The 11,009-nt window shown below is 69.8% G+C and carries 15 protein-coding genes; 10 read left to right on the top strand and 5 right to left on the bottom strand.

The window, feature by feature from the left end:
• Positions 1–262 precede the first annotated feature (262 nt).
• From AOZ13_RS11835 to phnE, 4 genes are all read left to right on the top strand, one after another.
• Positions 263–1,237 (top strand): aldo/keto reductase, encoded by a 975-nt coding sequence (locus AOZ13_RS11835; RefSeq protein ID WP_021780679.1) that lies wholly within the window; start codon positions 263–265, stop codon positions 1,235–1,237.
• Positions 1,238–1,710: 473 nt separating this feature from the next.
• Positions 1,711–2,640 (top strand): phosphate/phosphite/phosphonate ABC transporter substrate-binding protein, encoded by a 930-nt coding sequence (locus AOZ13_RS11830; protein WP_021780678.1) that lies wholly within the window; start codon positions 1,711–1,713, stop codon positions 2,638–2,640.
• A 5-nt stretch (positions 2,641–2,645) separates the two neighbouring features.
• Positions 2,646–3,419 (top strand): phosphonate ABC transporter ATP-binding protein, encoded by a 774-nt coding sequence (locus AOZ13_RS11825; RefSeq protein WP_021780677.1) that lies wholly within the window; start codon positions 2,646–2,648, stop codon positions 3,417–3,419.
• Positions 3,412–4,251, top strand: a complete 840-nt coding sequence (phnE, locus tag AOZ13_RS11820; protein WP_020222633.1) for a phosphonate ABC transporter, permease protein PhnE — start codon at positions 3,412–3,414, stop codon at positions 4,249–4,251. Before AOZ13_RS11825 ends, phnE begins: the two co-directional genes overlap by 8 nt.
• Positions 4,252–4,374: 123 nt before the next feature.
• Here phnE and AOZ13_RS11815 read toward each other — a convergent pair whose 3' ends face one another.
• Entirely contained in the window at positions 4,375–4,776 is a 402-nt protein-coding gene (locus AOZ13_RS11815) for a nuclear transport factor 2 family protein (protein WP_159101050.1), read from the bottom strand.
• 107 nt (positions 4,777–4,883) lie between these two features.
• Between AOZ13_RS11815 and AOZ13_RS11810 the strand changes: the two genes are divergently transcribed.
• Positions 4,884–5,354, top strand: coding sequence for an FKBP-type peptidyl-prolyl cis-trans isomerase (locus AOZ13_RS11810; protein WP_020222635.1), 471 nt, complete (start codon positions 4,884–4,886; stop codon positions 5,352–5,354).
• A 1-nt stretch (position 5,355) separates the two neighbouring features.
• Here the strand turns inward: AOZ13_RS11810 and AOZ13_RS11805 are convergent, their stop codons facing one another.
• Entirely contained in the window at positions 5,356–5,922 is a 567-nt protein-coding gene (locus tag AOZ13_RS11805) for a class I SAM-dependent methyltransferase (protein WP_021780676.1), read from the bottom strand.
• A 244-nt stretch (positions 5,923–6,166) separates the two neighbouring features.
• Here AOZ13_RS11805 and AOZ13_RS11800 point away from each other — a divergent pair, with 244 nt between their 5' ends.
• Both AOZ13_RS11800 and AOZ13_RS11795 read left to right on the top strand, forming a co-directional pair.
• A complete protein-coding gene (locus tag AOZ13_RS11800; protein ID WP_021780675.1) occupies positions 6,167–6,364 on the top strand; it encodes a heavy-metal-associated domain-containing protein in 198 nt (65 codons plus the stop codon).
• A gap of 99 nt (positions 6,365–6,463) precedes the next feature.
• Positions 6,464–7,888: a permease gene (locus AOZ13_RS11795; RefSeq protein WP_020222343.1), complete on the top strand. Its 1,425-nt coding sequence runs from the start codon at positions 6,464–6,466 to the stop codon at positions 7,886–7,888.
• A 126-nt stretch (positions 7,889–8,014) separates the two neighbouring features.
• Here AOZ13_RS11795 and AOZ13_RS11790 read toward each other — a convergent pair whose 3' ends face one another.
• Positions 8,015–8,461 carry an eL24 family ribosomal protein gene (locus AOZ13_RS11790; protein WP_324603266.1) on the bottom strand — a complete coding sequence of 149 codons (447 nt, stop codon included), beginning with the start codon at positions 8,459–8,461 and terminating at the stop codon, positions 8,015–8,017.
• Positions 8,458–8,622 (bottom strand): Lrp/AsnC family transcriptional regulator, encoded by a 165-nt coding sequence (locus AOZ13_RS15525; RefSeq protein WP_324603265.1) that lies wholly within the window; start codon positions 8,620–8,622, stop codon positions 8,458–8,460. The genes AOZ13_RS11790 and AOZ13_RS15525 overlap by 4 nt, the downstream gene beginning before the upstream one ends.
• 140 nt (positions 8,623–8,762) lie before the next feature.
• Between AOZ13_RS15525 and thiE the strand changes: the two genes are divergently transcribed.
• Both thiE and thiM read left to right on the top strand, forming a co-directional pair.
• The gene (thiE, locus tag AOZ13_RS11785; RefSeq protein ID WP_021780674.1) at positions 8,763–9,398 is read left to right on the top strand and encodes a thiamine phosphate synthase; all 636 of its coding nucleotides are present in this window, start codon (positions 8,763–8,765) and stop codon (positions 9,396–9,398) included.
• Positions 9,395–10,228 carry a hydroxyethylthiazole kinase gene (gene thiM, locus AOZ13_RS11780; RefSeq protein WP_021780673.1) on the top strand — a complete coding sequence of 278 codons (834 nt, stop codon included), beginning with the start codon at positions 9,395–9,397 and terminating at the stop codon, positions 10,226–10,228. The genes thiE and thiM overlap by 4 nt, the downstream gene beginning before the upstream one ends.
• Before the next feature lie 34 nt (positions 10,229–10,262).
• Here thiM and AOZ13_RS11775 read toward each other — a convergent pair whose 3' ends face one another.
• Complete coding sequence (locus AOZ13_RS11775; RefSeq protein ID WP_021780672.1) at positions 10,263–10,703, bottom strand: Hsp20/alpha crystallin family protein; 441 nt, start codon at positions 10,701–10,703, stop codon at positions 10,263–10,265.
• 140 nt (positions 10,704–10,843) lie between these two features.
• Between AOZ13_RS11775 and AOZ13_RS11770 the strand changes: the two genes are divergently transcribed.
• Positions 10,844–11,009: aldo/keto reductase (locus AOZ13_RS11770; RefSeq protein WP_199897071.1), on the top strand; the 166-nt coding region annotated here is incomplete at its 3' end.

Raw genomic sequence — 11,009 nt, 5'->3', positions numbered from 1 at the left:
ACCGAGTGACTTCGGGATCATAGCCGGAGGTCCGATCGTAGTGATCGACGTCGCTATTTCACTCGGTGCGCGGTGTGTCTCGGATCGGTGAGACGGGGGGAGGTCGCGAGCGGCGACACTCCTCACACCGAGTGACTTCGGAATCACGGCTGGACGCCCGATCGCGGTAGTCGACGTCGCTATTTCACTCGGTGTCGGGTGTGTCCCTGCGCGCCGTGCCGCGACCTGAACCTACTTCCGGGTGCCGTGAGCAGTGGCACGCATGGAGTACACGACACTCGGGAGGACGGGGATCGAGGTCAGCGAGCTGTGTCTGGGCTGCATGAGCTTCGGGAGCGGGAGCGAGTGGATGCTCGGCGAGGACGAGTCCCGCGAGGTCATCGAGCGCGCGATCGACCTCGGGATCAACTTCTTCGACACGGCGAACACGTACTCGAACGGCGAAAGCGAGGAGATCCTCGGCGACGTGCTCGACGACTACGAGCGCGACGAGCAGGTGGTGGCGTCGAAGGTCTTCTTCCCCGCGGAGGAGGACCCGCATCCGAACGCGGGCGGGCTCTCGCGGAAGACGATCGAGCAGGAGCTGGCGAACTCCCTCGATCGGCTGGGAATGGACACCCTCGATCTCTACCAGATCCACCGCTGGGACCCCGGAACGCCGATCGAGACGACGCTGCGCGCGCTCGACGACGCGGTGCGGCGCGGGCAGGTGCGACACGTCGGCGCGTCCTCGATGTGGGCGCACCAGTTCGCGGAGGCCCTGCGGGTCAGCGAACGCGAGGGTCTCGAGTCGTTCGCGACGATGCAGAACCTCTACAATCTCGCGTATCGGGAGGAGGAGCGCGAGATGCTGCCGCTCTGCGAGACGGAGGGGATCGGCGTCATCCCGTGGAGTCCGATGGCGGGCGGGCAGTTGACGCGCCCGCACGAGGAGTCGCGGGCGACGACGCGCGGCGAAGAGGAGGCCGACACCTTCGACACGCCGTACTTCGAGGGCGGCGGCATCGAGATCAACGAGCGCGTCGAGGAGCTGGCCGCGGAGAAGGACGTGAAGATGGCGCAGATCGCGCTCGCGTGGCTCCTCCACAAGGAGGTCGTGACCGCGCCGATCGTCGGGACGACGAGCGTCGAGCACTTGGAGGACGCCGTCGAGGCGACCGAGATCGACCTCTCCGATTCCGACATCGAGTATCTGGAGGAGCCGTACGAGCCGGTGCGGGTGTTCGGGCACGAATAGGGCGACGGCGAACGGCGGAGCCGTGAGCGAACGACACGCGAGCAGGGCGGAACCGAACACCGTGAGGGTCCGCCGAATGGCGAGCGGGAGTGAGAGAGAGCGAACGACACGCGAGCAGCGTCGGTCCTCGCTCCACTCGGATCGACGGAAAGGCGAGCGGCGTCCCCCGTAGTGGAGCGTGAGGTCTACCGGTCCGTCGCCGTCCACATCCACGGCGGAACTCGGGCGGGGCCCGCGCTCGTCGGGCGCGTCGGCGATGTCGGGGGATACCCGTCGTTCCTCGCGGTTCCCAAATCGCTTCCTCCACGGAGCACGGCGGTTTCATCGCCCTCACGGGACGTCTCGTCCGTCTGGCCTCGCGTTCGCTACCGCTCACGCGGACCGTGTTGTGGGTGCTGGTACCGTCCTCGACGACAGATCCCGGACGACGGCGTAACGTGATTGTTATATGCTGGTGGTACAACCGGAAGATTATGAGGCGACGAACGTACGTACGGGCGGTCGGGGGCGCTGCCCTCGTCGGCGCGGCGGGCTGTCTCGGGGGGACGAGTGGCGACGGGGCGAGCACCGACGACGACGCGAGCGACGGTGAGGCGACGGGGGTCGGCGCGTGGGCCGACGGGTCGATCGAGTTCGGTCTCCCGCCGTTCGAGAACGCCGACGACCTCCTCGCCAACTACCGGCCGACGTTCCGGTGGCTCGAAAGCGGCCTCGACGGCGTCACGGCGGTCGAAGGCGTGCCGACGACGAGCTACAGCGCCGTCGTCGAGAGCGTCACGAACGGGCACACGGAACTCGCCAACCTCTCCCCGGTCACCTACGTCCTCTCGGCGTCCGAGGGGATTCACCCGCTCGTCCTCAACTGGTCGCACGGCCGCGAGTTCTACCGCTCGTACGTGGCGACCCGCGACGGGACGGGGATCGAATCGCTGGCGGACGTCGAGGGAAAGACGATCGCGATGGTCGACCCGCTCAGCACCAGCGGCGGGATGTACCCCCGATACATGCTCTCGCAGGCGGGTCTCGACGCCGGCGGGATGGACACCGAACCGGGCGACTTCACCATCCAGTGGGCGTTCGGGCACGACGACTCGCTCCGCGCCCTCCAAGAGGGCCACGTCGACGTCGCCGCGTACGGCGACTTCCAACACCCCGACGACGATCCGTCCATCCGGAAGGTCGCCGAGAGCCAACCGATCCCGTTCGACCCGATCGTCGCGAAGCCCGACACGCCGGCCGAGGTCCGCGACGCGATCAAGGCGCGCCTGCTCGACACCCCGGAGGCGCGTCTCGAAGACAGCCGGATCGACAAGTTCGGTCCCGTCGAGGACGATCGATACGATCCGGTCCGCGACGTCGTCACGGAACTCGGCGTCGAACTCGGCGACCTCGACGACGGCTGACCGAGATGGCCGCCGACACCGACGACGCGGCCGGCCCCGCCCTCGCGGTCGACGGCCTCGAAAAACGCTACGACGGGGTGCGCGCGCTCGACGGCGTCGACGTGACGCTCCGCCCGGGCGAGCTGACGGTGCTCGTCGGTCGGTCCGGCGCGGGGAAGACGACGCTCCTCCGCTGCATGAACGGCCTCGAAACGCCGGACGGGGGAGCCATCCGTCACGGCGGCGCGCCGCTCGAAACCGACGACGTCGCGCTCGTCTTCCAGTCGAGCGCACTCGTGGATCGGAAGAGCGCGCTCGCGAACGTCCTCGACGGCGCGCTCGGGCGCGAACCGGCGTGGCGCGGCGTCCTCGGGTGGCGAACGCCCGCGGAGAAGCGGGAGGCGATCGCGCGCCTCCACGACGTCGGACTGGCGGGGATGGCCGATCGACGCGTCGATCGGCTCTCGGGCGGGGAGCGCCAGCGGGTCGGCATCGCGCGCGCCCTCCATCAGGAGCCGCGAGTGGTGCTCGCCGACGAACCCGTCGCCGCCCTCGACCCGGCGACCGCGCGCGACGTCCTCTCGCTCCTCGCGGACGTCGTCCACGACGCCGGCCTCGTCGGCCTGCTCAGCCTCCACCAGCCCGGCTTGGCGAGCGCGGTCGCCGACCGCTATCTCGGGCTGGCCGCCGGGCGACTCGTGCTCGACGAGGCGGCCGACGCCGTCGATCCCGCGGACGTCACGGCCGTCTACGAGCAGACGCCGGGGGGCGACGACCGGGTGGGAGCCGACCGTGCGTGACGACCCGACGGTCGCCGAGGAGTTCGAGCGACACCAGCGGGCGTGGCGTCGCCGCGTCCTCTGCCGACTCGGTGCGGCGGCGCTCGCGTTCGCCGCGGTCGTCCTGACGGCCCACTGGCTCGGCCTCGACCCCGCGTACCTCTACGCCCACCGCGGGAACCTCGCGCGCGTGCTCTTCGACGAACTGCTCGCGCCCGGCCGACTGGTGGCGCAGTTCCGCGCCGACGGGACGTCGCTCGCGACCGCGGCCGCGGAGACGCTCGCTATCGCGGGAGTCGGCACCGCGATCGGCGTGCCGTTCGCCCTCTGTCTGGGCGTGCTCGCCGCGGAGAACGTCGCGCCACGGTGGGTCCACGGGCCGACGCGTCTCGTCCTCGGTGGCGTGCGCGCCGTCCCGAGCATGGTGTACGCGCTCCTCTTCGTCGTGCTCGCCGGCCTCGGCCCCGTCGCGGGCCTGCTCGCCATCGCCGTCGGCACCGTCGGCGACCTCGGCCGACTCTTCGCCGACGAGATCGAGGAGATCGACCCCGAACCGGTCGAGGCGGTGCGGTCCACGGGCGCGCCCGCGGTCGCGGTGACGAGCGCGGCCCGTCTACCGCAGGTGACGACCGCCTACATCGCGTGGACGCTCTTCTACCTCGAACTCAACGTCCGCAAGAGCACCGTCCTCGGGATCGTCGGTGCCGGCGGGATCGGCTATCCGCTCATCATGGGGTTCCGAGCTCGCGACTACAGCCGCGTCATGGCCGCGATACTCGTCATCCTCGCGCTCGTCGTCGCCGTCGAATCCGTCTCGACGCGCCTCCGCACCCGCTTCGGTCTCGGCCGCTGATCGCCCCGGTCCTCGGCGGGACCTGACGGGCGGGGCGACCCACGATCGCTGGATCCGGCCAGCCCCTGAGAGGGTCGGACGGGCATCGGGAACGTGGACGGCACCGAATCGGGGAGGGGGGCCTCAGCGCGGCAGGCGAACGCCGTACGTGACGTTCGCCTCCGCGATGCGCCACTCGCCGTCGACGCGACGGAATTCGTCCGCGTAGCTGGCCTGCTGGACGGCGCTGTCGCCGTCGGCGGTCTCGTGGTAGAGCGCGAGATACCAGCGGCCGGTGGCGGTGTCGCCGTCCACGTCCACGACGGCGTTCGTGACGGTGTGTGCGCTCTCGACGTACGCGTCGTCGAAGACGTCGCGGCCGAACGCTTCGAGTTCGTCGCGGCCCTCGAAGGTCGTGCCGTCGTCCATGACGAACGTGCCGTCCGGGGCGAAGCAGTCGGCCCAGTCGCCGTAACGGCCGTCGTCGATAGCGTAACAGTACTCGTGCTTGAGCCGCTCGATGGCGGCGACGGCGTCGTCGGTCACGTTCTCGGCCGGGGCGGCCGGCGGCATAACGACTTACATCGCGGCGAAGGTTGCGCACGACGAGTCTCGATACCATCGCTTATCCGGGTGGCGGGTCTCTTCCCCGTGTGAGCATCACTGACGGCGACACGGTCACGTTCGAGTACACGGGACGACTGGACGACGGAACGGTCTTCGACACCTCGCGCGAGGACGTCGCGGCCGAGGCGGGGCTCGCGGAGGCCCAGCCGGAGCGCGACTACGACCCGCTGACGGTCGAAGTCGGCGCGGGCAAGGTCATCGACGGAATGGAGGACGGTCTGCGCGGTCTCGAAGCGGACGAGTCGGACACGCTCGAAATCCCGCCGGAGGAGGCGTACGGCGAGTGGAGCGAGGAGGCGGTTCAGGAGTTCGACGCGGACGAGCTACGGGAGATGCTGGGCGGCCAGACGCCCGAGGAGGGCGCGTACCTGCAGGCGCAGAACGGCCAGCAGGGCGAAGTCGTGCACGTCGACGAGGAGACGGTTCGCGTCGACTTCAACCCGGAGCTGGCGGGTGAGACGCTGACGTTCGACGTCGAAGTCGTCGACGTCGAGTGAGTTAGCGGGTCGCGGTGACGGCGAACGTCTCGACGCGCTCCTCGGCGCGAGTGACGTCGAATCCGGCGTCGGCGACCATCGCGGCGGCCGTCTCGGCGTCGTACCGCTCGGAGAGCGGCGGGCCGGTCTCGCCCGCGCCCGCGGCGCTCCAGTCGACGACGGCGAGGCGGGCGCCGTCCGCGAGAACGCGCGCGAGTTCGGCGAGGCTCTCCTCGCTCGCGAACTCGTGGAACGTCATGGTGCCGTAGGCTCCGTCGAGGGCGTCGTCGTCGAACGGGAGGTCGGCGACGTCCGCGGTGACGAGCGAGACGTCGGCGGGGACGCCCGATTCGCGTTTCTCGCGGTAGTAGTCGTGCATCGCGGGTTGGACGTCGACGGCGTGGAGGGTCCCGACGTGCGGGGCGACGTCGTCGGCGTAGAAGCCCGTGCCGCTCCCGAGGTCGGCGACGACCGCGTCCGGGTCGGGGGCGAGCGCCCCGAGGAGTTCCTCGCGCGAGCAGTAGCGGTAGCGCGCGGCCGCGTCTTCGAGGGACGCGGCCTTCGCGGCGTCGAACGTGTGAAAGCCCATGGTGGAGGAAGGGCGTCGCGGGAGTTAGGTGTCGGGGTGTCGTCGGAGACGAGCGTGTAGAGCGGAGACGGGCGTGCGGAGTGGGCCATGCGCCCGTGTCGCTCGATGTAGTGTCCGCGTCGGTGGCGACGGGTCCGCCGCTGCGGTCCGCCGGCGCGCTTCGGAGTCCGGCGTTCGCGACCCGATCCGCTTCGCTTCGCTAAGCGCAAACGGCGTAAGTGAGGGGTCCCTCCGTTCACACGGCATGAGCAAGACGTACACCGTCACCGGAATGTCGTGTGGCCACTGCGAACAGACCGTCGAGGAGGCGCTCAACGACGTCGAGGGCGTCGAGTCCGCTGACGCGGACAACGAGGCCGACACCGTCGTCGTCGAGGGCGAACCGGACGACGCGGACGTCGTCGCGGCCGTCGACGAAGCGGGCTACGAGGCCTCGGCGTAACGCCCCGTACTCGCTGAACGCCTCCGGTATCGTTCGCCGTCGCGTACCTCGCGCGCCGACGGTCGAAACGCACACCGATTCCGTACACGGACAACCGCCATGGACACGCGCGACTACCTGATACTCGCCGGAATGGCCGCATTGGTCGTCGTCGTCGGCGCGGTGACGACGACGAAACCGCTCGACGCGTTCCTCGTCGACGGGGTGATCGAGGCCGTCCGGACGACCGTCGCGATGGCGTGGATCACGTGGTGGGCGCTCGTGTTCGGATTCGCCATCGCGGGCGGCGTCGAGGCGTGGGTGGACTCGGACGACATCGCCCACCACCTCGCGGGAAACGGCCCGCGCGAACTCGCGCTCGGCGCGTTCTTCGGCTTCGTCTCCTCCTCGTGTAGCTACTCCGCGATCGCCACCGCGAAGAACCTCTACAAGAAGGGCGCGAGCGCCGGCGCGAGCCTCGGCGCGTTCATGTTCGCCTCCACGAACCTCGTCATCGAGATCGGGTTCGTCATCTGGCTGCTGTTGGGGTGGCAGTTCGTCGTCGCGGACTTCCTCGGCGGAGTGGTCCTCATCGTCCTCCTCGCCCTCGCCTTTCGCTACCTCGTCCCCGACGACGTCCTCGAACGCGCCCGCGAGCACGCGACGGACGACGACACCGTCAGCTGTCCGAACTGCGGGATGGACGTCGATCCCGACGAGACGGCGTTCACCCGCGACGTAGCGGGCACGACCTACTACTTCTGCTCGCGTTCGTGCATGGAGTCGTGGGATCCGGACGAGGCGAACACGACGATCCGAGAGAAGGCGACGTCGCTCGCGGGGTGGCGCGACCTCGCGGACAAGCAGTACAAGGAGTGGGGGATGCTCTACGACGAAATCGCGCTCGGCTTCGTCTTCGCTGGCATCCTCGCCGGATTCGTCCCCCAGTCCGTCTGGACCGCGCTCTTCGGCGCCAGCGTGCTGGATTCGCCCGCGCTCACCGTCGTCGCGATGGCGGTCCTCGGCGCGGTCGTCGGCGTCGTCACCTTCGTCTGCTCCGTCGGGAACGTCCCCTTCGGCGCGCTACTCTACACGGAGGGTCTCCCCTTCGGCGGCGTCCTCTCCTACATCTACGCGGACCTCATCATCCCGCCGATCATGGAGGCGTATCGGGAGTACTACGGCGGGACGTTCGCGGCCGTCCTCTCCGCGATCATCTTCGTCGCCGCGGTCGTCACCGGCGTCCTCGTTCACGCCGTCTTCGTCGGCCTGCACGGTCTCACGGGGATCACCTTCGTCCCCGCCCCCGCGACGACGACCGTGACCGAACTCCACGTCGAACTCAACTACAAGGCCGTTCTGAACGCGCTCGCGGTGATCGTCTTCGCCGTCCTCTACTGGCTGCACGCGACCGACGACGGCGGCGACATGGGCCACGGCGGACACGGCGGACACGGCCACGACAGCCACGATCACAGTGAGCACGGCCACGACAGCCACGGATCGCAGGAACACGGCGGCCACGGTGGATCGACGGGCGACTGACGCGCCGCGCCGGGACGCGTTTCCACTCACCTTCGCGACGGAACTCGCTTCGAGGCGGTGACGCGTCTCCGTTGCGGACCTCTATCGCGGTCCCGCGTCACGGTCCCACATCTCGGAGCGGGCCACTCAGGCGTCGACGTCCGCGTTCGCGTCGCCCGCGAATTGCTCGTATCGCTCGGTGAAGCGCGCCTCGCAGGTCGGACAGCAGAAGCGATAGCGCTCGCCGCCGAGGACCGCGGTCGTGCCCTCGTTCGTGACCGTGTTGCCGCACTCCGCGCAGGCGACCGCGAGATCGGTCTCCGGGAGATCGTTCGTCCACTCGCTCTCCGCGAGGATGTTGACGTCGTAGCCGTCGACGACGGACGTGTCGAGCGCGTCGGCGAGCCACGACTCCACGTTCGCGTCTGGGAGGCTGACGTGCGCGACGACGCGGGCGTCCGCGCTCCGGTAGACGTGCTGGATGCCGTCGGCGTCCCGGAGGGCCGCGTAGACGTCGACCGCGTGACCGGGTTCGACCGAGACGTCGACGAGCAGCGGCACGCGATCGGTGAACGTCGAGCGATCCACGTTCACCGTGAACGCGTGATGACGCCGGCCTCCCGGAGGCGCGAGACGCGCTCGGAGACCGCGGGCCCGGAGAGACCGACGGCGTCCGCGATCTCGCTGTACGGCCGCCGGGCGTCCGCGAGCAGGAGCCGCAGGATCTCGCGATCCGTCTCGTCCAGATCGTGCACGCACCACCTAGCGGGTTCGAGACCAAGGCGGTTTCGACGCGCGGCCGGCGACTCGGAACGGAACTGCCGTCTCGAACGAATCGCGGGGCGGCCGCCCGAGAACCCGAACGCTTTTCTCGAACCACTATAAGGTACAACCAGTGAATACCGAGTTCGGAACGTACCTCGTCACGCAGGGGAGCCGATCGCGCGGACGCGCCACCGAGGACGTCGTCGCGGCCGCTATCGCCGGCGGGGTCGACGTCGTGCAGCTCCGCGAGAAGGGGACGACGGCGCGCGAACGGTACCATCTCGGGCGCGCGCTGCGCGAGCGGACGCGCGACGCCGACGTGACGTACCTCGTCAACGACCGCGTGGACCTCGCCGCGGCCGTCGACGCGGACGGCGTCCACCTCGGCGACGAGGACCTGCCCGTGAGCGCGGCGCGCGAGATACTGGGTGCCGACGCGATCGTCGGGCGCTCGGTCTCGTCCGTCGAATCCGCGCGACACGCCGTGCAGGCCGGGGCCGATTACCTCGGGATCGGTGCCGTCTACGCGACGGACTCGAAGGACGTCCGCGAGGAGCACGCGGAGATCGGAACCGAAGCCGTCGCGACCATCGCGGACGCCGTCGACGTCCCGATCGTCGGCATCGGCGGTATCACCGCCGCGAACGCCCCCGACGTGATCCGGGCTGGCGCGGACGGCGTCGCCGTCGTCTCCGCGATCACCGCCGCCGACGACCCGGCGGACGCGACGCGCGAACTCGCCGCCGCCGTCGGGGGGGCGCGATGACCACCGACTTCACCGTCGCCGAGAGCCTCGAACGCATCGCCGCCGAACAGCCGCTCATCAACTGCGTGACGAACGCCGTCACCGTCAACGACGTCGCGAACGTCACCCTCCACTGGGGCGGTCTCCCCGTGATGTCCGACGACGCCCGCGAAGTCGGCGACATGGTCGCGGGCGCGCAGGGCTGTCTCCTCAACATGGGCACCGTGAGCGAGGCCGGCGAGGAAGCGATGCTGACGGCCGGCAACGCCGCGAACGACCACGGCGTCCCGCTCGTCGTCGATCCCGTCGGCGTCGGCGCGACGCCGACCCGCGATCGCGTCGCCGAAGCCCTCGTCACCGACCTCGATCCGACGATCGTGAAGGGGAACTACGGCGAGATAACGGCGCTCGCGGGCGCGGATGCAGAGGTTCGCGGCGTCGAGTCCGTCGGCGACTACGCGGACGTCGCGGAGACGGCCGTCGCGCTCGCCCGCGACACCGGCGCCGTCGTCGTCGCGTCGGGTGAGACGGACGTCGTCGCGAGCGCCGATGCGGCCTACGAGGTCGAGAACGGCGACGCGATGCTCGGAACGGTCGTCGGGACGGGCTGTATGCTCGGCGTGACGCTCGCCGTGTTCGCCGCGGCGCTCGACGACGCGGAGACGGCCGCGCTCGCCGGCACGCTCGCGTTCGGCGTCGCGGGCGAGGCCGCCGCGAAGGGCGACTTCGGCGACTACGCAGGGCCGGCGAGCTACCGCGTCGCGTTCCTCGACGCCGTCGCCGGACTCGACGGGGTCGAGGTCGAGCACCCCGATCCCGACGCGCGGATCACGCGCGTCCTCGACGCGTAGCGGCGGAGGAACGAGAAGGGGGGGCGGCGTTACGTCACTCGACGTCGATGCGGTGGCCGCCGGACTCGTCCTCCTTCCCGAGCGTGACCGTGAGGACGCCGTTCCGCATCGTCGCGGAGACGTCGTCCGTGTCGACTGGCTCCGGGAGCGTGAGCCGTCGAGAGAAGGATTCGCTGTGGCGCTCGCGACGGATGTACGACGACTCCTCCTCGTCCGTCGCCTCGCTCTCGGCCGTCCGCTCGGCGGAGATGGAGAGCGATCGATCCTGCACGCGGACGTCCACGTCCTCCTTCTCGAAGCCGGGGAGGTCGACGGTGACGACGAACTCGTCGTCCGCGTCCTCGACGTCGACGGCGAATCCAGAGCCGAACGCGTCGCCCTGTCCCTCTTCGAGCATCTCAGCCGCGTCCTCGAACTGGCGATTGAGGCGATCGAACAGCCGGTCGATGTCGTCGAAGGGATTCCGTCGTGGCATACACGCGCAAAAACGACCGGATCGGATATAGGGATGACGGCGGGAAGGAGAGAAACGGGGTCGAGAACGGGGTGCGAAACGCGGACGCGAGAGCCGCCGCTGCCCGCAGCGTTTTCGGACGAACGGACGTAGACGGTGGCGTGAGCGACTTCCACCGCCTCGGTCTCGGGACGTATCGGAACACGGACGCGGCCGACTGCCGGCGCGCCGTCGAGACGGCGCTCGAAACAGGGTATCGCCACGTCGATACCGCACAGATGTACGACAACGAGGAGCACGTCGGCGAGGGAATCGCGAACGCCGACG

The sequence above is a fragment of the Halarchaeum acidiphilum MH1-52-1 genome (genome assembly GCF_000474235.1).
In the GTDB taxonomy this organism is placed as follows: Archaea; Halobacteriota; Halobacteria; order Halobacteriales; family Halobacteriaceae; genus Halarchaeum; species Halarchaeum acidiphilum.
This window is presented reverse-complemented; position numbering and strand designations above follow the sequence as displayed.